This window comes from Herbaspirillum sp. 3R11, from assembly GCF_004563925.1.
In the GTDB taxonomy this organism is placed as follows: Bacteria; Pseudomonadota; Gammaproteobacteria; order Burkholderiales; family Burkholderiaceae_D; genus Herbaspirillum.
Genome location: NZ_SPNJ01000003.1, coordinates 641,692 through 663,854, shown reverse-complemented (window position 1 = coordinate 663,854; position 22,163 = coordinate 641,692). Strand labels below are relative to the sequence as shown.

Annotated in this window: 17 protein-coding genes and 1 other RNA gene; 12 read left to right on the top strand and 6 right to left on the bottom strand. The window is 61.0% G+C overall.

What is annotated here, in order from left to right:
* Positions 1-5 precede the first annotated feature (5 nt).
* Positions 6-2,144: an ATP-dependent DNA helicase RecG gene (recG, locus tag E4P32_RS16420; protein WP_116434784.1), complete on the bottom strand. Its 2,139-nt coding sequence runs from the start codon at positions 2,142-2,144 to the stop codon at positions 6-8.
* 129 nt (positions 2,145-2,273) lie between these two features.
* Between recG and queA the strand changes: the two genes are divergently transcribed.
* Together queA and tgt are read left to right on the top strand one after the other, a co-directional pair.
* On the top strand, positions 2,274-3,302 hold the full coding sequence (queA, locus tag E4P32_RS16415) for a tRNA preQ1(34) S-adenosylmethionine ribosyltransferase-isomerase QueA (RefSeq protein WP_116434785.1): 1,029 nt from the start codon (positions 2,274-2,276) through the stop codon (positions 3,300-3,302).
* A gap of 2 nt (positions 3,303-3,304) precedes the next feature.
* Positions 3,305-4,432, top strand: coding sequence for a tRNA guanosine(34) transglycosylase Tgt (gene tgt, locus E4P32_RS16410; RefSeq protein ID WP_116434786.1), 1,128 nt, complete (start codon positions 3,305-3,307; stop codon positions 4,430-4,432).
* Here tgt and E4P32_RS16405 read toward each other — a convergent pair whose 3' ends face one another.
* On the bottom strand, positions 4,433-5,392 hold the full coding sequence (locus E4P32_RS16405) for a sugar kinase (protein WP_158559727.1): 960 nt from the start codon (positions 5,390-5,392) through the stop codon (positions 4,433-4,435).
* A gap of 73 nt (positions 5,393-5,465) precedes the next feature.
* Positions 5,466-6,674: a D-mannonate dehydratase ManD gene (gene manD / locus E4P32_RS16400; protein ID WP_116434788.1), complete on the bottom strand. Its 1,209-nt coding sequence runs from the start codon at positions 6,672-6,674 to the stop codon at positions 5,466-5,468.
* Between manD and E4P32_RS24220 the strand changes: the two genes are divergently transcribed.
* From E4P32_RS24220 to E4P32_RS16385, 3 genes are all read left to right on the top strand, one after another.
* Complete coding sequence (locus E4P32_RS24220; protein WP_135008756.1) at positions 6,673-6,870, top strand: hypothetical protein; 198 nt, start codon at positions 6,673-6,675, stop codon at positions 6,868-6,870. The two genes, manD and E4P32_RS24220, sit on opposite strands and share 2 nt — an antisense overlap.
* Positions 6,871-6,982: 112 nt before the next feature.
* Positions 6,983-7,759 carry a FadR/GntR family transcriptional regulator gene (locus E4P32_RS16390; RefSeq protein WP_233526666.1) on the top strand — a complete coding sequence of 259 codons (777 nt, stop codon included), beginning with the start codon at positions 6,983-6,985 and terminating at the stop codon, positions 7,757-7,759.
* Between the two features lie 352 nt (positions 7,760-8,111).
* On the top strand, positions 8,112-9,290 hold the full coding sequence (locus E4P32_RS16385; protein ID WP_167747556.1) for a porin: 1,179 nt from the start codon (positions 8,112-8,114) through the stop codon (positions 9,288-9,290).
* 106 nt (positions 9,291-9,396) lie between these two features.
* On the opposite strand, the gene E4P32_RS16380 is transcribed toward E4P32_RS16385, so the two are convergent.
* Positions 9,397-11,046 carry an acyl-CoA synthetase gene (locus tag E4P32_RS16380; protein ID WP_116434791.1) on the bottom strand — a complete coding sequence of 550 codons (1,650 nt, stop codon included), beginning with the start codon at positions 11,044-11,046 and terminating at the stop codon, positions 9,397-9,399.
* Between the two features lie 219 nt (positions 11,047-11,265).
* Between E4P32_RS16380 and yajC the strand changes: the two genes are divergently transcribed.
* From yajC to yjjJ, 6 genes are all read left to right on the top strand, one after another.
* A complete protein-coding gene (yajC, locus tag E4P32_RS16375; RefSeq protein WP_116435299.1) occupies positions 11,266-11,598 on the top strand; it encodes a preprotein translocase subunit YajC in 333 nt (110 codons plus the stop codon).
* Between the two features lie 114 nt (positions 11,599-11,712).
* Positions 11,713-13,611, top strand: a complete 1,899-nt coding sequence (gene secD / locus E4P32_RS16370) for a protein translocase subunit SecD (RefSeq protein ID WP_116434792.1) — start codon at positions 11,713-11,715, stop codon at positions 13,609-13,611.
* 87 nt (positions 13,612-13,698) lie between these two features.
* A complete protein-coding gene (secF, locus tag E4P32_RS16365) occupies positions 13,699-14,643 on the top strand; it encodes a protein translocase subunit SecF (RefSeq protein ID WP_016836679.1) in 945 nt (314 codons plus the stop codon).
* Positions 14,644-14,705: 62 nt separating this feature from the next.
* Positions 14,706-14,780: non-coding RNA, sX9 sRNA (locus tag E4P32_RS16360), on the top strand.
* Between the two features lie 81 nt (positions 14,781-14,861).
* Positions 14,862-15,737 (top strand): tRNA cyclic N6-threonylcarbamoyladenosine(37) synthase TcdA, encoded by an 876-nt coding sequence (gene tcdA, locus E4P32_RS16355; protein ID WP_116434793.1) that lies wholly within the window; start codon positions 14,862-14,864, stop codon positions 15,735-15,737.
* Positions 15,738-15,872: 135 nt separating this feature from the next.
* Entirely contained in the window at positions 15,873-17,216 is a 1,344-nt protein-coding gene (gene yjjJ / locus E4P32_RS16350) for a type II toxin-antitoxin system HipA family toxin YjjJ (RefSeq protein ID WP_116434794.1), read from the top strand.
* A 114-nt stretch (positions 17,217-17,330) separates the two neighbouring features.
* Here yjjJ and ggt read toward each other — a convergent pair whose 3' ends face one another.
* Together ggt and E4P32_RS16340 are read right to left on the bottom strand one after the other, a co-directional pair.
* Positions 17,331-19,106, bottom strand: a complete 1,776-nt coding sequence (gene ggt / locus E4P32_RS16345; protein WP_116434795.1) for a gamma-glutamyltransferase — start codon at positions 19,104-19,106, stop codon at positions 17,331-17,333.
* 213 nt (positions 19,107-19,319) lie between these two features.
* Positions 19,320-20,378 (bottom strand): LacI family DNA-binding transcriptional regulator, encoded by a 1,059-nt coding sequence (locus E4P32_RS16340; protein ID WP_116434796.1) that lies wholly within the window; start codon positions 20,376-20,378, stop codon positions 19,320-19,322.
* A gap of 406 nt (positions 20,379-20,784) precedes the next feature.
* Here E4P32_RS16340 and E4P32_RS16335 point away from each other — a divergent pair, with 406 nt between their 5' ends.
* Positions 20,785-22,137, top strand: coding sequence for a GntP family permease (locus E4P32_RS16335; RefSeq protein WP_116434798.1), 1,353 nt, complete (start codon positions 20,785-20,787; stop codon positions 22,135-22,137).
* The last annotated feature ends 26 nt before the right edge of the window (positions 22,138-22,163 follow it).

The following is a 22,163-nucleotide window of genomic DNA, read 5'->3' as shown; positions in this document are numbered from 1 at the left end:
TATCGTCAGACTTTGAGGAAATCTTCCTTGCCGCCCAGCCAGCGCTGCAAATGCGCATCGACAATGGCGTCGTCATTTTGCAGCAGCGTCTGCGCCAGGTTGCGGGCCTTTTCCACCAGCCACTGATCGGTGGCGAGATCGGCAAAGCGCAGCAGCGCTTCGCCCGACTGGCGTGCGCCGAGGAATTCGCCGGGGCCGCGGATTTCGAGGTCGCGGCGGGCGATTTCAAAACCGTCGGAGGTTTCGCGCATGGTCATCAGGCGTTGCTTGGCGGTGCCGCCTAGCGGGCTCTGGTACAGCAGGATGCAGGCGCTGGCGGCGGCGCCGCGACCGACGCGGCCGCGCAGCTGGTGCAACTGCGACAGGCCGAAACGTTCGGCGTGTTCGATCACCATCAGCGAGGCGTTCGGCACGTCGACGCCGACTTCGATCACGGTGGTGGCGACCAGCACGTGGATTTCGCCACGGCTGAAGGCGTCCATGACGTCCTGCTTTTCGGCTTGCTTGAGACGGCCGTGGACCAGACCGATGCGCAGGTCGGGCAGCGCTTCGGCCAGCATCGCATAGGTATCGGTGGCGGTCTGCAGTTGCAGGGCTTCGGATTCTTCGATCAGCGGACAGACCCAGTAGACCTGGCGGCCTTCCAGGGCGTTGGCGTGCACGCGCGCGATCACTTCTTCGCGGCGATTCTGGTCGATGGTGCGCGTGACGATCGGCGTGCGGCCGGGCGGCAGTTCGTCGATTACCGAGACTTCCAGATCGGCGTAGTAGGTCATCGCCAGCGTACGCGGGATCGGCGTGGCTGACATCATCAGCTGATGCGGCACGGTTTGCAGCGGGGCGTTGATGTCCGCATCGCCTTCCCGCGCCTTGTTGCGCAGCGCCAGCCGCTGGCCGACGCCGAAGCGATGTTGTTCGTCGACGATCACCAGGCCGAGTTTCCGGAACTGCACGTTGTCCTGGATCAGCGCATGCGTGCCGATGACCAGGCGCGCTTCGCCGGATTCGATGAGCGCGTTGGCTTCGGCTTTTTCTTTTTTCTTGAGGCTGCCGGTGAGCCAGGCGACCTTGACGCCGAGCGGCTCCATCCACGCGGCGATCTTGCGGAAATGCTGGTCGGCCAGGATTTCGGTCGGCGCCATCAGCACCGCCTGGAAGCCGCTGTCGATGGCTTGCGCGGCGGCGACCGCAGCGACCACGGTCTTGCCGCTGCCGACGTCGCCCTGCAGCAGCCGTTGCATCGGGAAGGATTCCTGCAGGTCGTGGCGGATCTCTTCCAGCACGCGTTGCTGGGCGCCGGTCAGCTTGAACGGCAACTGCTTGATGAAGGCCTTGGAAATCTTGCCGATGGTCGGCAGCGCGCTGGCGTTGCGCGCACGCCGCGCCGCCTGGGCGCGCTTGAGCGACAACTGCTGCGCCAGCAGTTCGTCGAACTTCATGCGGATCCAGGCCGGGTGCGAGCGTTCTTCGAGCGCGTATTCGTCGACGTCGGTGGGCGGATTGTGCAGCTGGCGCACCGAAGCTTCGAAGCCGTCCAGCTTGAGTTCGGCCAGCAGCGCCGGCGGCAGCGTGTCGCGCCAGTCGATGCGCGACAGCGCGCCGCCGATGGCCTTGCGCAGGTAGGCTTGCGACAGGCCTTCGCCGGCCGGGTAAACCGGCGTCAATGAGGTCGGCAACGGCGCACCTTCCAACACGACTTTATAGGTGGGATGGACCATCTCGGCGCCGAAGAAACCATGGCGCAATTCGCCGCGCACCCGCACGCGCACGCCTTCGGCCAGTTGCGTAGCCTGGCTGCCGTAGAAGTTGAGGAAGCGCATCACCAGCGGGCCGCTGTCGTCGGCAATCGTGACCACCAATTGGCGGCGTGGACGGAACTGGACGTCGCTCTTGGTGACCACACCTTCGACCTGCACCATCTGCGTGCCGCGCAGGCTGGCGTCGTGGATGCTCATGACCTGGGTTTCGTCCTCGTAGCGCAGCGGCAGGTGCAGCGCCAGGTCCATGTCGCTGCGCAGCCCCAGCTTGGCCAGCTTGTTGAGGGTTTTCTGGGCGTTGCTCAACGGCGGGGCGCTCTTGGCGGCCTTGACCGCAGTCGCCGTCTTCGTGCTGTCGGCAGAAGCTTTCTTCTTCGGTGCTGGCATGCAGAGGGGTTTCTATGTCGAGAAAGCGTAAAATAGAGGGTTCGGCGCTATTTTACTGCGCTTTTACTGTGCTTATTTACAGTATTTATTACAGTATTTGCTGCTTTTCCGCTTTCATTGCCTATTTTCATGTATTCACTTTCCGATTTCGATTTCGACTTGCCGCCTGAGTTGATCGCGCAGCTGCCGCTGGCTGAGCGCAGCGCCTCGCGCCTGCTGCAGGTTGATGGCACGAGCCTGACCGACCGCCGTTTCTCCGACGTGGTCGACTTGCTGTCGCCGGGCGATTTGCTTGTCTTCAACAATACCCGCGTGCTCAAGGCGCGCTTCTTCGGCGTCAAGGAAACCGGCGGCAAGGTCGAGGTGCTGGTCGAGCGCGTGCTCGACAACCGCAGCGTGCATGCGCAGGTGCGCGCTTCCAAGTCGCCGCCGCCGGGCACAAGCATTCGCCTGGCCGAGGCCTTCGACGTGATCGTTGGCGAACGTTACGGCGAGTTCTACACGCTGCAGTTTCCGTCCGACGTGTTCGAGCTGCTGGAGCAATACGGCAGCCTGCCGTTGCCGCCCTACATTGAGCATGCCGCCGACGAGTTCGACGAGACGCGTTATCAGACCGTCTACGCCAAGGAGCCGGGTGCGGTTGCCGCGCCGACCGCAGGCCTGCATTTTGATGAAGCCTTGCTGGCGCAATTGAAGGCAAAGGGCATCGACACCGCCTTCGTCACGCTGCACGTCGGCGCCGGCACCTTCCAGCCGGTGCGCGTGGAGGATTTGTCCGAACACAAGATGCACAGCGAGTGGTACACCATCGCGCAAGAGACGGTGGACAAGGTGCGCGCGGTGAAGGCGGCGGGCGGCAAGATCGTTGCCGTCGGCACCACCAGCATGCGCGCGCTGGAGTCGGCGTCGCAATCCGGCACGCTGGAAGCCGGCAGCGCCGACACGAAGTTGTTCATCACGCCAGGTTATACCTTCAAGACCGTGGATCGCCTGATCACAAACTTCCACCTGCCCAAGTCGACATTGTTGATGCTAGTCTCGGCCTTCGCCGGCTACGACAATATCCGTGCCGCTTACGCGCACGCCATCGCGCAGCAATATCGTTTCTTCAGCTATGGCGACGCCATGCTCTTAACTTGTGACGCTTTTAACGCCTAACTATGCTTGAATTTACCCTGCTCAAAACCGACGGCAACGCTCGTCGCGGTCGCGTCAAACTGAACCACGGCGTGGTCGAGACACCGATCTTCATGCCGGTCGGCACCTACGGTTCGGTCAAGGCGATGTCGCCGCTGGAACTCAAAGAGATCGACTCCCACATCATTCTCGGCAACACCTTCCACCTGTGGCTGCGCCCGGGCCTCGAGGTGATGGCAAAGTTCGGTGGCTTGCATGGTTTCATGGGCTGGGACAAACCGATCCTGACCGACTCGGGCGGTTTCCAGGTGTTCTCGCTGGGCGCCATGCGCAAGATTACCGAAGAGGGCGTGCACTTCGCTTCGCCGATCAACGGCGACAAGCTGTTCCTGTCGCCGGAAGTGTCGATGCAGATCCAGCGCGTGCTGAACTCCGACATCGTCATGCAGTTCGACGAATGCACACCGTATGAGATCGACGGCCGTCCCGCCACGCAAGTGGAAGCGGCGCAATCGATGCGCATGTCGCTGCGCTGGGCCAAGCGTTCGCGCGATGAATTCCAGAAGGGCGAGAATCCCAACGCGCTGTTCGGGATCGTCCAGGGCGGCATGTTCGAAACCCTGCGCGACGAATCGCTGGCGGGTCTGAACGAACTCGATTTCGACGGCATCGCCATCGGCGGCCTGTCGGTCGGCGAGCCGAAGGAAGACATGATGCGCGTGCTGGAACACATCGGCCCGCGCCTGCCGGCCGACAAGCCGCATTACTTGATGGGCGTCGGTACGCCGGAAGATCTGGTCGCGGGTGTGGCCAGCGGCGTCGACATGTTCGACTGCGTGATGCCGACCCGTAATGCGCGCAACGGCTGGCTGTTCACGCGCTTCGGCGACATCAAGATCAAGAATGCACGCTACAAGGAAGACACCAAGCCGCTCGATGAAACCTGCGATTGCTATGCCTGCAAGAACTTCTCGCGCGCCTACCTGCATCACCTGCACCGCACCGGCGAAATCCTCGGCGCGCGCCTGAACACGATACACAACCTGCATTACTACCTGCAGATCATGAAAGAAATCCGCGCCGCCATCGACGACGGACAGTTCCAGCAGTTTGTCGCCAAGTTCAAGGAAGACCGCGCGCGCGGCGCCTGATCAGAACGGCGGCATTGCTTCCGGCGGCATGATCGCGCCGGGATGCATCACTACGCTGGCCGCCAGTGCGCAGCCGGCCTCGGCTGCCGCGATGGTGGAAGCGCCTTGGCGTCGCGCCGCCAGATAAGCGGCGTTGAAGGAATCCCCGGCCGCGGTCGTATCGATCGCCGCCACTTTTTGTGTCGCCACCGCTTGCGCCGCCTCCATGCCGGCCGCGTGCACCAGGCAACCTTGCTCCCCCAACTTCACCACCACTTCCCCGACGCCGGCGGCGCGCGTGCGCTGCAGGCAGGCTTGCGCGTCAACGTCGCCGTGCAGGGCGCTTTCATCATCGAGCGTGACCAGTGCGTGGCTGGCCTGCGCCAGCGCCAGTCGAGTCCAGTGCAAGGCTTCGTCGCGCGACTGCCACAGGCGCGGACGGTAGTTGCTGTCGAACGCCACCCAGCCGCCGTGTGCCCGCACCGCATGCGCCAGATCGAGCAGGCGACTGCGACGCGCATGGTCGAGGATGGCCAGTGTGATACCGGAGAAATACAACAAGCCGCATTGCGCCGCCTGCTGCATCAGTGCCTCGGCATGGGCCTCGTCAAGCATGTGGCGCGCCGCCGATTGCTGGCGCCAGTAAAGGAAGGAGCGTTCGCCGGCGGCGTTGGTTTCGATCCAGTACAAGCCGGGCAGGGCGTCCGGATGGACTGCCATCAGGCCGGTGCCGATGCCTTGCCGTGTTACCTCGTCGCGCAACGATGTGCTGATGCTGTCGCTGCCTGCGGCCGAAATGAACTGACTCCCGACTTGTGTACTGCGGCGACGGAAATACACGGCCGTGTTGTAGACATCCCCGGAAAACGATTGCGCCATCGCGCGCGGCAGGTGTTGAGCATCATGCAGCGGCTGCAGGGGGTGAGTGGGGCGCAGTTCGATCATGCATTCGCCGATGAACCAGGCTTGCGGTGTCGTCATGGGATTTCTCATGCGTCTTTCAGGGCAATAAAAATGCCGCACGGCGTGCGGCATTGCAGGGAGCGAACCGTCCTTACCAGTTCCACACCGTGCCGTCGCGCAGGCGGCAGGTTGGCAGATAGGCGCGTTCATACGGGAATTTGAGCGCAGCCGATTCGTCGATGTCGACACCCAGTCCCGGCGCATCCGGCAGCACCAGGTAACCCTTGTCGAAGTAGTAGCCGTGCGGGAAGACCGCGTCGGTTTCCGGCGTATGACGCATGTATTCCTGGATACCGAAATTCGGCACCCACATATTGAAGTTGAGCGCCGCCGCCATGCTCACCGGCGACAGGTCGGTGGCGCCGTGGCAGCCGGTGTGCACCTGGTACAGCGAGGCGAGATCGGCGATGCGGCGCAGGTGCGTGATGCCGCCGGCATGGACCACGGTGGTGCGGATGTAGTCGATCAGCTGGTTCTGGATCAGGTCCTTGCAGTCCCAGATCGAGCTCATGATCTCGCCCACGGCCAGCGGCGTGGTGGTGTGTTGGCGGATCAGCTTGAAAGCTTCCTGATTCTCGGCCGGGGTGGCGTCCTCCATCCAGAACAGCTTGAACTGCTCCAGCGATTTGCCCAGCTGCGCCGCTTCGATAGGCTTGAGGCGGTGATGGCAATCGTGTAGCAGGTGATGATCGCTGCCATATTTGACGCGGACTTTTTCGAACAGGTCGGGCGTGTGGCGCAGGTACAGCGGCGTGTCCCAGATTTCTTCGTCCGGCAGGCCCTTGTCGGCCGGTTCGTAGTACATGTTGCCCTTGCCGACGCCGTAGGCCTTGTCCAGTCCCGGTACGCCCGACTGCACGCGGATGGCCTTGTAACCCATGTCGATGTAGTGACCGACGGCGTCCAGCGCCTCGGCATGGTCGCGGCCGTTGGCGTGGCCGTAGACCATCACGGCGTCGCGGCTCTTGCCGCCCAGCAGTTGATACACCGGCAGGTTGGCGGCCTTGCCCTTGATGTCCCACAGCGCCATGTCGACGGCGGCGATCGCGGTCATGGTGACCGGGCCGCGACGCCAGTAGCCGCCGCGATACAGGTATTGCCAGGTGTCTTCGATGCGCGAGGCGTCGCGGCCGATCAGGCAGGGAATGATGTGGTCTTCAAGATAGGATTTGACCGCGAGTTCGCGTCCATTGAGGGTGGCGTCGCCAATACCGTAAATGCCCTGGTCGGTTTCTATCTTGAGTGTGACGAAGTTGCGGCCCGGGCAGGTCACGATGACCTTGGCGCTGAGGATCTTCATGGATGCGATTTCCTTGTCTCGGTGCCGGACGGTCCGGATTACGTTGCCGGGCGTCCCGCTGTTCTGGGTGAAAAATAAATTTGGTCTAACCAATATTTATTATGGCATTCCAATTTGCTTGTTGCAACTCCGGTATCAGCGGGATCGCTTGCTGGCGTTTGTTTTTAAGCCACAGATTGGTCTGCATAATCGTTGACATGGTTAGACCAAAATGAGAGTATCGCTGAAATTGGTAAGCCACTGTTTGCTTTGAACGCTGCTTTTCTATACAGTGGATAGACCAATTTAAAGTAAAAAAGAGGGTGTTTATGGCAGATCGTCAGAGTCGATCATCAGCCGCAAATGTGGACCAGGCAGTAAATAAAGCAGTCAGAAAAGCAGCACGTTCAGAATTGTTGGAACCAGTTTCAGCGCCGGAGCGCTCGTATCAGCGGCTGGCGGAGCAGATTGCAGATCTGATTCTGCAGGGCGAGTTCAAGGTCGGCGAACGCCTGCCTTCCGAACGCAGCCTGGCGGAGCGGTTTGAAATCAGCCGCACCTCGGTGCGCGAAGCGATCATCGCGCTCGAAGTGCAGGGACTGGTGGAAGTGCGCGGCGGTTCGGGGATCTATGTGTGCGACGCGGCGACCAAGCCGGTCGGCTTCATTCCCGATGGCGGCGCCGGCCCGTTCGAATTGTTGCGGGCGCGCTGGGTGATCGAATCGGAAGTGGCGGCATTGGCGGCGCAGAACCGCAGCGACGCCGACATCGACAAGATCTATGCGCAGCTGGCGGCGATGGGGCGCAACTTCAACGACAAGCTGGCCAACGAAGCGGATGACCGGTTGTTCCACATCCGCATCGCTGAAGCCAGCGGCAACAGCGTGATGGCGCAAGTCGTCACGGCATTGTGGGATCAGTTGCGCGGCGTGTTGTGGAAGAAGCTGGAAGAACATTTCCACACCCCGCAATTGCGCGAAGCCTCGCTCGAAGAGCACCAGAAAGTGTTCGATGCGCTGGTGGCGCGCGATCCGGTGGCCGCGCGTGATGCGATGCGCGAGCACCTGGAACGGGTGATGAACGAATTCAAGAAAGCATGGCGATAGAACCTGTTTCTTCGCCATGTTGACGCAGCGTCCCGCAGAGGACGTCACACATGACGGAGACAGCGATGAAAACAATCAGCATCTGCACATCCTTGTGCGCATTCCCGCCCTTCACATAGGACGCGGCCTGAACTGATCAGCGCCGCGCCAGCGGCGTTCCCCTTTGACTACGTAAGCATTGCAGCAGGCTCAACCTTGCCGCAAGGGGGAGTTTTTGCGTCTGCGATCGACGTCTGTGGGCCAATGGCAGGCAGCCGGGCCGCGCAACAGTTTTGAATCCGGTCTCGCCCCGCAGGACCGGAATCAATTTAGGGCGGAGCAATACCGCAATCATCCAAGAAGAGGAGAGGAAATGAAATTACGACGCAGTTGGGTAATGGGAGGACTGGCCATCGCCGCCGCCGGCGCATCGGTGCAGGCATCCGCACAGAGCAGCGTGACGATTTACGGTGCGCTCGACAACGCGCTGGTCTACACCAACAATCAGGGCGGGCTGCACAATCTGTACCTGCGCACCGGCAACCTGGCGGCCAGCAAGATCGGCTTCAAGGGTGCTGAGGACCTGGGTGGCGGATCGCAGGCGATCTTCACGCTGGAAAATGGTTTCGACATCAACACCGGCGCCATGAGTTCTGCCAATACGCTGTTCAACCGCCAGTCCTTCGTCGGGCTGACCAATAGCAGCTACGGCACCGTCACCACCGGTCGCCAATACACGCCTTACTTCCTGTACGTCGGCGCGATCGGCCCGACCAGCGTGCTGACCGGCGCCACCGGCGCTCACCCGGGCGACGTTGATGGTCTTGACACTACAGTGCGCATCAGCAATTCGGTGACCTACTCGACGCCGGTGTTCGGCGGCGCGCAAGTCAGCGCCTTGTACGGTTTCGGCGAAACCGCCGGCAGCACCTCGACCGGCAATACCTACAGCCTTGCAGCCAAATACGACGTCGGCGCCTGGAACTTCGCCTTGGGCTATCAACGCCTGAAGAACGGTTCCGGTCCTGCCAACGCGTGGAACTCCACGGCATCCGGCAGCTTCTCGACTTCGGCGATCAACAACGGCTATGTGTCTTCGGACAACGTGCAGATGATCGCCGGTGCGATGCGCTACACGATCGACAAATGGATGTTCGGCGCCAACTACGCCAACGCGCAATACAAGCCGGGTAACGGATCGTTGTTTACGCAAAAGGCGACCTTTCAGACGCTGGGCCTGATCACGACTTACCAACTGACGCCGCAAGTGGCTCTGGCGGGTGGTTACAGCTACACCTTCGAGAAGTCCGCCAACGGCATCAGCAATGCGGCGAAATATCACCAGGTCGCGCTGGAGCAAACCTATTCGTTCTCCAAGCGTTCGGCGATTTACCTGCTGGAGGCGTATCAGCTGGCACGCGGCCAGACCTTGGGTAAGACCGCCGGCAGCATTGTCGACGCCGTGGCCGTGGTCGGCGATTCACAAAACGGTTCGCCATCATCGGGACGCAATCAGACTGTGCTGATGGTCGGTTTCCGTCACCTGTTCTAAATGGAGTTGCTGTAGATTTTTTGTAAGTCGACATCCCCTGTAGCTTGAGGTTGACATCCGGTCGGGCAGTGCCCGCCCGGATGTTTTTTTTAGACCTCGGACCGGTTCATGCCGCGTCGCCAAGCTTGCGCCATTCCCCCACCATCGCGCGCAACTCCCGCCGGATCACTTTGCCGGTGGTCGTCATCGGCAACTCATCAACGAAGAAAACTTCCCTCGGATATTCGTGTGCGGCCAGCTTCACCTTGACGTGATCCTGGATCTCGCGCTTGAGCTTGTCGTCGCCCGTGAAGCCATCGTTGAGCACGATCACGGCCACCACGATTTCGGTGCGCTGCGGATCGGGTGAGCCGATCACCGCGACCATCTTGACGGCAGCGTGCTGCAGAATGTTGTCTTCGATTTCGCCGGGGCCGATGCGGTAACCGGCCGAAGTGATGACATCGTCGTCGCGGCCGACGAAACGGATATAACCCTCGTCATCCATGCAACCGGTGTCGCCCGTCAGAAGCCAGTCGCCGACGAACTTGTCGGCGGTGGCTTGCGGGTTGTTCCAGTACTGCAGAAACATCACCGGGTCGGGACGCTGCACCGCGATGTTGCCGTCGCTGCCGTGCGGCAGAGCTTTACCGTCGGCGTCGACGATGGCCAGCGTGTGTCCGGGTGCGGCGCGGCCGATGGCGCCCGGGCGGCAGGCCATGACGGCGGCGTTGGACGAGATCGTCATGTTGCATTCGGTCTGGCCGTAGAACTCGTTGATGGTGAGGCCGAAGGTCTTGCGGCCCCAGTCCAGCAACTCGGCGCCGAGCGATTCGCCGCCGCTGGCGACCGAGCGCAACTGGAAGCGCCAGCGTGTTTCCGGATCGGCGACGGTGCGCATCATCTTCAGCGCAGTCGGCGGCAGGAAGGTGTTGCGCACGCCCTGATCCTGCAGCAGCTGGAAGGCCGCTTCGCCGGTGAATTTTTCAAAGCGATGCGCCACCACGGCGACGCCGTGATGCCAGGCCGGCAGCAGCACGTCGAGCAGGCCGCCGATCCAGGCCCAGTCGGCCGGTGTCCAGATGCGGTCGCCTTCCATGGGGAACAAATTGTGCGACATCTCTACGCCCGGCAGATGACCCAGCAACACCCGGTGCGCATGCAGCGCGCCCTTGGGCTGGCCGGTGGTGCCGGAGGTATAGATGATGACGGCCGGGTCTTCGGCTTTGGTCAGCACCGGCGTCAGATCGCTGCTCGCGTGTTTCAGCGCCTGATGCAGGTCAACCGTGCCGTCGAAGGCGCCGTCAATCGTGAAGACGGTTTTCAGCGCCGGCAAGCGGTCGCGGATGCCGGCCAGCTTGGCCGCGCCGACGGCGTTGGTCACCACCACGCGTGTGCCGCTGTTGTGCAGTCGGTATTCGAGCGCTTCGGCGCCGAACAGCGCGAACAGCGGAATCGCAATCGCGCCGATCTTGTAGGCGGCGACGTGCGCCATGGCGGTTTCGGGGGCTTGCGGCAACAGGATGCCGATGCGGTCGCCGACACCGGCACCGGCCGACAGCAGCAGGTTGGCGAGGCGGTCCGAGCTTTCCTTGATTTCGCCGAAGCTGTAATTGCGGCTGGCGCCATCGGCGCCGACGTGAATCAGCGCCAGCCTGCCGGGTTCGCGCAGCGCCCATTTGTCGCAGACGTCGATGCCGATGTTGTAGTGCTCGGGAATATCCCAGCGGAAGGCGTTGCAGATGTCCTGATAGGGACGCGGAGTGATGGGCAGCATGGTATGAGGAAGTCTCCTGATTTTTTGTAAGTTTGCTTGTTAATGTAACGCCACGCCCCCATGTTGGCGATGCCGTTATGGCAATTTTTTCCTTGCGGCAAGCCTATTTCTCCCTGTTAAAGGCGCTTTCACCTGTTTCGGCCGCTACGGAATGGGGGATGCGCCCGGCGCAATGCTAAAATGCGGGGCTATTTTTTAAACAACCATTTGGAGCGCCACGTGTTTATTACCGATGCAATTGCACAAACTACTGCTGCAGGCCCAGGCGGCCTGATGGGCAATCTGACCAGCTTCCTGCCTATCATCCTGATGTTCGTGGTGCTGTACTTCCTGATGATCCGTCCTCAGATGAAGCGTCAAAAAGAACAGAAGTCCATGATGGAAGCACTCGCCAAGGGTGACGAAGTCGTGACCTCCGGCGGCCTGCTGGGCAAGATCGTCAAGGTCAGCGATGCCTACATCACTGTTGAAGTCTCCGAAGGCAATGAAGTTGTCGTGCAAAAAGCTGCGATCACCACGCTGCTGCCTAAGGGCACCCTCAAGGGTCTGTAAGCCGGTAATACGGCCCTACGGCTGACAGGGCGCATTCGCCGCATTTTCCGCGTGCGGATGCGCCCTTGTTTTGAACCTGTCCATCCGGACGTTCATCATCAACGCTGAATCACTATGAATCGTTATCCTCTCTGGAAGTACGTCTTAATCGTCATCGCCCTGCTGTTCGGCACGCTCTATACGCTGCCCAACTTCTTCGGTGAATCGCCTGCCGTGCAGATCAGCAGCGCCAAGTCCACCATCAAGGTCGACAGCGCCGTCGCCGAGCGCGTGCAACAGATCCTGCAACAGGGCAGCCTTGCGCCAGAGAGCGTCGCATTCGACAACAGCAGCGCGCCATCCGTGCGCGCCCGGTTCGCCAATACCGACACCCAGTTCAAGGCCAAGGCCCTGCTGGAAAAAGGCCTGAACACCGATCCCGCCGATCCGACTTACATCGTCGCCTTCAACCTGCTGCCGAACACGCCGCAATGGTTGCAAAGCCTGCACGCCTTCCCGATGTACCTGGGCCTGGACTTGCGCGGCGGCGTGCACTTCCTGATGCAGGTTGACGTCAAGGCAGTGCTGAACAAGCGCCTGCAAGGCTTGCAATCGAGCGTGCGCAGCGTGCTGCGCGACAAGAACATTCGCCACAACGGCATCAACCGCAACGGCGACCGCATCGAGATCCTGTTCCGCGACGCCGACACCCGCGACAAGGCCAAGAGCGCCCTGGCTGCTGATGTGTCCGAACTGGCGCTGGCCGACAGCGGCAGCGGCGACGACCTCAAGGTGACCGCCACCCTGCGTCCGGAAGCACTCAAGCAGACCCAGGAAGACGGCGTCAAGCAAAACATCTCGACCCTGTCCAAGCGCGTCAATGAACTCGGCGTGGCCGAACCGATCATCCAGCGCCAGGGCGCCGACCGCATCGTGGTCCAGCTGCCGGGCGTGCAAGACGTCTCGCGCGCCAAGGACATCATCGGCCGTACCGCCACGCTGGAAGTGCGCATGGTCGACGACTCGGTTGCCCGCGGCACCGAAGAAACCGCCGCCGTGCCGTTCGGCTCCGAACTGTTCAAGATCGGCAAGGGCGCGCCCGTGGTGTTGTACAAGGAACCGGTCCTGACAGGCGACTACATCTCCAACGCCTCGGCCAGCTTTGACGAAAACCACCAGCCATCGGTCAGCATCGACCTGAACGGCGACGGCGGCCGCAAGATGCGCGACGCTACCCGTGAAAAAGTCGGCAAGGCCATGGCTATCGTGCTGTTCGAAAAAGGCAAGGGCGAAGTCCTGACGGTAGCGACCATCCGCTCCGAGCTCGGCTCGCGCTTCCAGATCACCGGCATGGGTTCGGCTGAATCGTCGAGCGACCTGGCGCTGCTGTTGCGCGCCGGTTCGCTGGCCGCGCCGATGGACATCATCGAAGAACGCACCATCGGCCCGCAACTCGGCGCCGAAAACATCCGCAAGGGCTTCGACGCGACGCTGTACGGTTTCGCCGCGATGGCCATCTTCATGATCGTGTACTACCAGTTGTTCGGTCTGTTCAGCGCATTGGCGCTGTCGGTCAACGTGCTGCTGCTGGTCGCGGTGCTGTCGACGCTGCAAGCCACGCTGACCTTGCCCGGTATCGCCGCGATTGCGCTGGCGCTGGGTATGGCGATCGACTCCAACGTGCTGATCAACGAGCGTATCCGCGAAGAACTGCGCAACGGCAATTCGCCGCAGGCGGCGATTTCGATCGGTTTCGACCGCGCATGGGCGACCATCCTCGACTCCAACGTGACGACGCTGATCGCCGGTCTGGCGCTGCTGATTTTCGGTTCCGGCGCGATCCGCGGTTTCGCGGTGGTCCACTGCCTGGGTATCCTGACGTCAATGTTCTCGGCCGTGTTCTTCTCGCGCGGCCTGGCCAACCTGTGGTACGGCCGCAAGAAAAAGCTGACCAGCCTGGCCATCGGCCAGATCTGGAAGCCGCAAGGCGATACGGTCAGCAAGACCGACAGCAAAGCGGTTGACGCCAAATAAGCGCAGCAGAACCAACAAGAGCGATCGACATGATCCAATGCGCCTTGACCGGATGACCGGACAAGGCGCAGAACTGAAAGGTATGTGATGGAATTTTTCCGCATCAAAAAAGATATCCCCTTCATGCGCCATGCGCTGATATTCAACGTCATCTCGGCGCTGACATTCGTGCTGGCGGTGTTCTTCCTGCTGTCGCGCGGACTGCATTTCTCGATCGAATTCACCGGCGGCACGGTGATGGAAGTCGCCTATCCGAAGGCCGCCAACATCGAAAACATCCGCAAGTCGGTTGAGGGTCTAGGCTTCACCGATACGCAGGTGCAGAGTTTCGGCACTGCGCAGGACGTGATGATCCGCCTGCCGGCGCAACACGGCGTCAACTCGGCCCAGCAAAGTGAGAAGGTGATCTCCGCGCTCAAGGCGCAGGACCCCGACGTTCAATTGCAGCGTGTTGAATTCGTCGGCCCGCAAGTCGGCGACGAACTCGCGCATGACGGCCTGATGGCCTTGGGCATGGTGGTGATCGGTATCGTGATCTACCTGGCTTTCCGCTTCGAATGGAAATTCGCGGTCGCCGCCGTCATCGCTAACTTGCATGACGTGGTGATCATCCTCGGCTTCTTCGCCTTCTTCCAGTGGGAGTTCTCGCTCACGGTGCTGGCGGCGGTGCTCGCGGTGCTGGGCTATTCGGTCAATGAATCGGTGGTGGTGTTCGACCGGGTGCGCGAAGCATTCCGCGACCGCCGCTACGGCAAGCTGAGCGCGCCGGAAGTCTTGAACCATGCGATCACGAGCACCATTTCGCGCACCATCATCACCCACGGCAGCACTGAAATGATGGTCTTGTCGATGCTGATCTTCGGCGGTCCGACACTGCATTACTTTGCCGTCGCGCTGACCATCGGTATCTTGTTCGGTATCTATTCGTCGGTGTTCGTCGCCGCCGCCATCGCCATGTGGCTGGGCGTCAAGCGCGAAGACCTGATCAAGCCGGCCAAGCCGAAAGACGAAACCGACGGCGCCGTGGTCTAAGAACCAGCTCATGATCTTACTGCGAGGCCGTGATCCGGCGTCGGGCGGTGCTCGGAATCCTCATGTACTGAAGTACATTCCGGTTCCTGCGCTCCGTCCGCCACCGGCTGACGGCCTCTCGCTACAGATCCTGAGCAGATTCTAGGTCAGTAGAATATTTTTTGCAGGCTGTTTCTCAGGAAACAGCCTGTTTTACTTTGTTACTCCGGATAACCATCATGTCCAATGTTGAACCTGTTGTTGCTGTCAACGACGCCGATATCGATTTCGACCGCCGTTTCGGCGGCATTGCCCGCCTGTACGGTGCACAAGGTCTGGCGCGTTTTCGCGCGGCGCATGTCTGCGTGGTCGGCGTCGGCGGCGTCGGCTCCTGGATCGTCGAAGCGTTGGCGCGCAGCGCCATCGGCAAGATCACGATGATCGATCTCGACAACCTGGCCGAGTCCAACGTCAACCGCCAGATCCACGCGCTGACCGACACGCTGGGCAAGGCCAAAGTCACCGCGCTGCACGAGCGCATCATGCAGATCAATCCGTATTGCCAGGTCACCGAGATCGAAGATTTCCTGACGCCCGACAATGTGGCTGAAATGATAGGCGAGGGCCGTTTCGACTACGTCGTCGACGCCATCGACAACGTGCGCGCCAAGGTGGCGTTGATCGCCTATTGCCGCGAGCACAAGGTGCCCTTGCTGACCAGCGGCGGCGCCGGCGGTCAGATTGATCCGACCAAAATCGAGATCCGCGATCTGTGCCGCACCGAGCAGGAGCCCTTGCTCGCCAAAGTACGCAAGCGCCTGCGCGCGTGGCACAAGTTTCCGCGCGGGACCAAGAACAAGTTCGGCATTGACGCGGTGTTTTCCACCGAGCCGTTGCGTTTTCCTGAGGGGGAAGTGTGCGAGGTCGATACGGACGATGCTGCGGATGGACTGGACACCGTTGATGCCGATGGCCGTCGTCAGGAGGCCGGCGTGACCGGGCTTAATTGCGCGGGGTTTGGGTCGGCGATGGTGGTGACGGCTTCGTTTGGACTGGTGGCGGCGGGTTTTGTGTTGCGGAAGATCGTGGAGCGGCCTGAGGCCGACGCCCAATAAGCAACGGCGACAAATCCTGAGGGAATCTGCCTGTTGAGCAACATGGAAGCCGGAATAGAGGAAGAGTCGTGGATGTTGATAATTTCATGCTATATTTAATTATTCATATATCTATTCAAGTATCTATTCAAATCCATGGCGGATCACACTGATCAAGTCCGGCTCCAGCTGGCTCAAGGTGTTAAAAATGCTCGGCAACTCATTGAAAATATTGAGATTAGCCAGCCGACACTGTCTCGTGTCATCTCTGCAATGGGCAATGAAATCATACGCCTTGGTGCCGCAAGATCTATTCAATATGCCTTGCGAGACGGGCGACGTGGATTGGGCGATGTTCCCGTATATCGTGTTGGCGCAGACGGCAAAATAAGGGATTTGGGAATACTCGCCCCGGTTTGCCCGGATGGATTCGTGATGCGTCAGGCGGATGGCGTCACGCTGCACAGCGATAGCCTGCCCTGGTGGTTGCTGGACATGCGTCCGCAAGGATTCATCGGACGCGCCTATGCCGCCAGGTATGCCACTACGTTGGGCTTGCCTGCCCAGCTTGCCGAGTGGAGCGACACTGATGTATTGCGGGCGCTGATGGCGCATGGCCATGATGCCGTGGGCAATCTGTTGCTTGGCGACGCAGCGCGTGATCGCTTCATGGAAGCTTCGGCTCCCGAGCCGGTTGCGATGCATGCCAAAAGCGCTGCCTACGCGCGGCTGGCGCAAGATGCCGCAAGAGGAGATGTTCCCGGCTCCTCTGCCGGCGGCGAACAGCCAAAATTCCTCACCTTCGCTGAAACACCGGACGGTCCGCGCCATGTTCTGGTCAAGTTCTCGCTGCCGGACATCAATCCCGTGACCGCCCGTTGGCGCGATTTGCTGCTGGCCGAGCATCACGCCCTCAATACACTTGCGGCAGCGGGAGTCGACGCCGCAGGCTCGTCCGTCATCGACCATGGCGGGCAGCGCTTCCTTGAAGTCGAGCGGTTCGATCGCGTTGGTGCACTGGGTCGACGCGGCATGCTCTCTCTGACGGCAGTCGAGGCCGAGTTCGTCGGTGATGCAAGCTCTCCATGGCCGGTGATCGCCACGCGACTGGCAGCCGACGGACACATCACACGCGAGGCTGCCGACGGCGCCGCGCTGCTGTATGCGTTCGGGACGTTGATTGGCAACACCGATATGCATAACGGCAATCTGTCCTTTACCAGCGAGCATGGTCGTCCTTACGGCTTGGCGCCGGCATACGACATGTTACCGATGGCTTTTGCGCCGCGTTCCGGGGGCGGTTTGCCGGATATGCTGGCGCCGGCCAATCTGCGCGCTTGCGTGGACGCTGAGACCTGGGATCGTGCATTGGAGCTCGCCGACGATTTTCTTGATCGCATCCGGCACGAACCAGGATTCTCCAATGATTTCCTCGCTTGCATCGACGCATTGATGGCGCATGTCAACGGCGCGCGCGACAAGATGCAGCGCCTCGGCTGACATCGCACGTATAGATGGCTATCCCATCGTTCCGGATCCAGCAATGAAAAAGGCCAATGCATTTGCATTGGCCTTTTCTTTTATCTTGCGCGATGAATCGCTGCTAACCGCGCATCAGAATCCCAGCGTACGTCCATCCGGATTACGCGGATCCGAATACCCGTAGAACATGCCGTCCTTGATCTGAATGGTCTGCGTGCGTCCCATCGAAGGCTGCACGCTGATCTTCTGACCCTTGTCCTGCAGGATCTTGATGGTATCGGCGCTGATGCCCTTTTCGATGCGCAGCTGGTCCGGCGCCCATTGATGATGGATGCGCGGTGTGACGGTTGCTTCGGCGACGTTCATGTCATGCTCGATCACGTTCAGGATGGTCTGCATCGTGGTCGTGATGATACGGCTGCCGCCCGGGCTGCCGGTCACCAGGAACGGCTTGCCGTCCTTCAGCACGAAGGTCGGCGACATCGAGCTCAGCGGACGCTTGGCCGGACCGACCGCATTGGCTTCGCCGCCCACCAGGCCGAAGGCGTTCGGCACGCCCGGCTTGGCCGAGAAGTCGTCCATCTCGTTGTTGAGCGTGATGCCGGTGCCGGTGGCCACGATGCCGCTGCCGAAGTTCAGGTTCAGCGTGTAGGTCGTGGCGATCAGGTTGCCCTTGTTGTCGGCGACCGAGAAGTGCGTGGTCTGGTCGCTTTCGTAAGGCTGCGGTTTGCCCGGCTTGATTTCAGCGGACGGCGTGGCGCGATCAGGATTGATCTTCTTGGCCAGCTCGTCGGCATAGGCGCGCGAGGTCAGGCCCTTGACCGGCACCTTGTTGAAATCCGGATCACCCAGATATTCGGCACGGTCGGCATACGCCAGCTTCATCGCTTCGGCCATCAGATGAATCGTCTGTGCGCTGTCGGCGCCGTATTGCTTCAGCGGATAGCGTTCCAGGATGTTCATCATCTGGATGATGTGGATGCCGCCCGAGCTTGGTGGCGGCATCGACATGACTTGATAACCGCGATAGTTGCCGACCACCGGTTCACGTTCGACGACCTTGTAGTTCTTCAGGTCAGCGGCGGTGATCAGGCCGTTATGCTTGTCCATTTCGGCGACGATCTTCTTGCCGATCTCGCCTTCATAAAATACCGAAGGGCCTTTCTTGCCGATCAGCTTGAGCGATTTGGCGAGGTCTTTCTGCACCAGCTTTTCGCCGGCCTGGAGCGGGCGGCCATCCTTGAAGAAGATCGCCTTGCTCGAATCCCACTGGCCCAGATGGTCGCGTTCCGCAGCCAGGATCAGCGCCAGGCTGGGGCTGACTTCATAGCCTTTTTCAGCCAGCTTGACGGCGGGCGCAATGACGTCGGACAGCTTCATCGTGCCGTATTTTTGCAGCGCATGCGTCAGGCCCGCAACGGTGCCTGGCACGCCGATGGCCAGGTGGGTATACAGCGAGCGGCCCGGCGCGACATTGCCCTTGTCGTCCAGGTACATGTCGCGGCTGGCCTTGGCCGGCGCCATTTCACGGAAGTCCAGCGCCACGTTCTTGCCGGTCTTGGCATCGTGGATCATCATGAAGCCGCCGCCGCCGATGTTGCCTGCATTCGGCAGCACTACCGCCAGCGCGAAGCCGACTGCGACGCCGGCGTCAACCGCATTGCCGCCGCGTTTCAGGATATCGAGGCCGACTTGCGTCGCCAGTTCCTGCTCGGACGCGACCATGCCGTTCTTGGCTTGCACCGGGCTGATGATGTCGTAGGTCAGGTCGTATTTGACTACCGGCGCAGCAGCAGGTGTAGCTGCAGGTGCGGCAGTTTGTGCGTGGGCAGGAAGGAAGGCGAGGGAAGTGCAGAGCGGCAGTAATGCCATGGAAGCCGGCTTGAGCAAGCCGTTGATTTTCCGCATGGGGATTCTCCTGAGGTTGTCTGTAATTATGGTGAAACGCATGCTTTCGCATCAGACGATTGTAGCCCTTGGAAGTTCGATGTCCATAGAAAAATCAAGAAATCTGCGCCCTGATTTCAGATCGGCGCGCGGGGCGTCGAGGCCGTCTCATCAATCGCTGCACACGAAGGTGTATTGGTGAAATGCGCTGTACTGCTGCGGCTTTGGCGCCGGTCAGGTGCTCTCGCGCACCGCCAGCTCGAAGCCCAGATCGAGCCGCGCTTTCTCCACGGGTTCGCCCTTGAGTTGACGAATCAACATCTCCGCCGCCTTGTAGCCGATGTCGTAACGCGGCGTGACGATAGTGGTGATTGAGGGGGTGGCGCAGGCCGCCCAAGACAGGTCGTTGAAGCCGGCGATCGCCATCTGCTGCGGCACCTTGATGCCGCGCCGCTGGCATTCGAACAAGGCGCCCAGCGCGAGATCGTCGTTGCAGCAAAACACGGCGTCGCAATCGGGCGCAATCTCCAGCACGCGCGCCAGCAGTTGGGCGCCCATGTCGACCGTGGTCGGCGCCGGCAGCAGCACTTCCACATCCGGATCGAGACCGGCTTCGCTGAGTCCCTTGCGGAAGCCTTCGCGCCGTTTCATCATGCGCGGATCGAGCTGCGCCGCCAGGAAAGCAGGGCGGCGATAACCACGCTCGATCAGATGGCGCGCCGCCGCGTAGCCGGCCTTGGTCTGCGAAAAGCCGACCGACATGTCGCTGTTGCTCTTGCCCAGATCGAACATGCGCACGGCCGGGATATTCGACGCCGCCAGTTGGCGCCGCAGGATGTCGTGCTGGTCCGAGCTCGACAGCAGGAAACCGTCGGGCGCATGCGCCAGGTAGGTGGAAATCAGCCGGCTTTCCTTCTCCTTCGAATAACCGGTTTCACCGATCAGGAACTGGTAGCCGGCCTGCGACAGGTAGTCGCGGATGCCGCTCAGGGTTTCGATGAACACCGCATTGGTCAGCGACGGCACCAGCACGCCGATCACCTGCGAGCGCGCCGACGCCAGGGTGCTGGCAGCCTGATTGGGTACGTAGCCGAGCTTGCGGATGGCCGCCGCAATGCGGTCGCGCGCCTCTTGCTGGACCAGCTCCGGCGACTTCAATGCACGCGATACGGTCATCGGGCTGACGCGTGCTTCGGCGGCAACGTCGACGATGGTGACGCGGCCGGTGGCGCGGCTTCCCTTGACGGCTCTCGTTGGCTTGGCGGTTTTTTCGGCGGCGGCGTTTTTGCTCATGGCGGGACGGAAATTTCGATTGCCGACATCATACCCTTAGCGTCCGGACAATCACCCATGTAAAACCATGCTGCGCCGCCGCATCGGCCTTTCCGGGACGTTTCCTCCCTCCAGATATTCATACAAATGATTTGACACATAAATTTTGGTAGCGTTATCATCGCTGCCGATGTTAACGCTAACATTTTGGCGTAAAACAAAAAATTCCCTTTCATAAACACTACGCAGATAGTGGGCACGGCAGTCCCGATGTTTGTTTGCAATGCATGCACCCGGGACGCCCTCGTCGAGACAATGTAAAGACTCCGCATCGGATGGCAGGCATGGTATTGACGGCGCGACAATGCGGTTTTCCGCATGTGCGCGTGTAGCGGCCGTGTGCACTATCGCCCCTGGAGACATCCACATGTTCGGATTGAGTAACGAAGCAAGCCTGTTGTTGAACGCCTTCCTGGCGATCGTGGTGCTGATCGGCATGATCACGCGCCTGCGCATCCACCCCTTCATCGCACTGATCATCACCTCGGGCTTCCTCGGCCTGATCTCCGGCATGCCGCTGGCCAAAATCGTCAAATCATTCCAGGATGGTTTCGGCGGCGTGCTCGGCTTCGTCGGCATCGTCCTGGGCCTGGGCACCATGCTCGGCAAGATGATGGCCGAATCGGGCGGTGCCGACCAGATCGCGCAGACGCTGGTGCGCGCCTTCGGCAAGCAGCGCGTGCACTGGGCCATGATGATCGGCGCCTTCCTGGTCGGCATCCCGCTGTTCTTCGAAATCGGCTTCGTGCTGCTGATCCCGCTGGTGTTCATCGTCTCGCGCCGCTCGGGCGTGCCGCTGTTCAAGATCGGCATGCCGATGCTGGCCAGCCTGTCCGTCATGCACGGCCTGGTGCCGCCGCATCCGGGCCCGCTGCTGGCGATCGGCATCTTCGGCGCCGACATCGGCAAGACCATTTTCTACGGCCTCGTGGTCGGCTTGCCGACGGTGATCATCGCCGGCCCGATGTTCGGCGCCTTCATCGCCAAGTATGTCGACATCAAGCCGTCCGACGAGCTGATGGAGCAACTGGCGCGCGAACCGCAAACCAAGGACCTGCCGGGCTTTGCGATCACGCTGGTCACGGTGCTGTCGCCAGTGTTCCTGATGTTGCTGAAAACCTTCGTCGACGTCACCCTGCCGGAAGGCAACGCCATGCGCGACCTGATGGACTTCATCGGCAACCCGATCGTGGCCTTGCTGGCGGCGCTGCTGCTGTCGCTGTACACTTTTGGCGTGGCGCGCGGTTTCACGCGCCAGCAAGTGTTGAAGTTCGTTGACCAAAGCCTGGCGCCGACTGCGGCCATCGTGCTGATCATCGGCGCCGGCGGCGGCTTCAAGCAGATGCTGGTCAACAGCGGCGTCGGCACCGCGATCGGCCAACTGGCGGTGCATGCGCAGATTTCGCCGTTGCTGCTGGCCTGGTTCGTGGCGGGCGTGATTCGCGTGGCAACCGGCTCGGCGACGGTAGCGACAATTACCGGCGCCGGCATCGTGGCGCCGCTGGTGACGCTGATCCCCGGCACCAACCGCGAGCTGCTGGTGCTGGCGACCGGCGCCGGATCGCTGATCCTGTCGCACGTCAATGACGCCGGCTTCTGGCTGGTCAAGGAATACTTCAACATGAGCGTCGGCGAAACATTCAAGACCTGGACGGCGATGGAAACCATCATCTCGGTGGTAGCGCTGATCTTCATCATGTTGCTTAACCTGGTCGTCTAAACGCAACGGCGTTTTACACGGCAGCA

What these genes read in the sequence shown, in the direction of transcription:
- tcdA (WP_116434793.1), top strand. Translation starts at nt 14,862, where the DNA reads ATGTCCAATGTTGAACCTGTTGTTGCTGTCAACGACGCCGATATCGAT.
- ggt (WP_116434795.1), bottom strand. Translation starts at nt 19,106, where the DNA reads ATGCGGAAAATCAACGGCTTGCTCAAGCCGGCTTCCATGGCATTACTG.
- E4P32_RS24220 (WP_135008756.1), top strand. Translation starts at nt 6,673, where the DNA reads ATGGATGCGATTTCCTTGTCTCGGTGCCGGACGGTCCGGATTACGTTG.
- E4P32_RS16340 (WP_116434796.1), bottom strand. Translation starts at nt 20,378, where the DNA reads ATGAGCAAAAACGCCGCCGCCGAAAAAACCGCCAAGCCAACGAGAGCC.
- E4P32_RS16335 (WP_116434798.1), top strand. Translation starts at nt 20,785, where the DNA reads ATGTTCGGATTGAGTAACGAAGCAAGCCTGTTGTTGAACGCCTTCCTG.
- secF (WP_016836679.1), top strand. Translation starts at nt 13,699, where the DNA reads ATGGAATTTTTCCGCATCAAAAAAGATATCCCCTTCATGCGCCATGCG.
- E4P32_RS16405 (WP_158559727.1), bottom strand. Translation starts at nt 5,392, where the DNA reads ATGACGACACCGCAAGCCTGGTTCATCGGCGAATGCATGATCGAACTG.
- E4P32_RS16385 (WP_167747556.1), top strand. Translation starts at nt 8,112, where the DNA reads ATGAAATTACGACGCAGTTGGGTAATGGGAGGACTGGCCATCGCCGCC.
- E4P32_RS16380 (WP_116434791.1), bottom strand. Translation starts at nt 11,046, where the DNA reads ATGCTGCCCATCACTCCGCGTCCCTATCAGGACATCTGCAACGCCTTC.
- E4P32_RS16390 (WP_233526666.1), top strand. Translation starts at nt 6,983, where the DNA reads ATGGCAGATCGTCAGAGTCGATCATCAGCCGCAAATGTGGACCAGGCA.
- tgt (WP_116434786.1), top strand. Translation starts at nt 3,305, where the DNA reads ATGCTTGAATTTACCCTGCTCAAAACCGACGGCAACGCTCGTCGCGGT.
- recG (WP_116434784.1), bottom strand. Translation starts at nt 2,144, where the DNA reads ATGCCAGCACCGAAGAAGAAAGCTTCTGCCGACAGCACGAAGACGGCG.
- queA (WP_116434785.1), top strand. Translation starts at nt 2,274, where the DNA reads ATGTATTCACTTTCCGATTTCGATTTCGACTTGCCGCCTGAGTTGATC.
- yjjJ (WP_116434794.1), top strand. Translation starts at nt 15,873, where the DNA reads ATGGCGGATCACACTGATCAAGTCCGGCTCCAGCTGGCTCAAGGTGTT.
- manD (WP_116434788.1), bottom strand. Translation starts at nt 6,674, where the DNA reads ATGAAGATCCTCAGCGCCAAGGTCATCGTGACCTGCCCGGGCCGCAAC.
- secD (WP_116434792.1), top strand. Translation starts at nt 11,713, where the DNA reads ATGAATCGTTATCCTCTCTGGAAGTACGTCTTAATCGTCATCGCCCTG.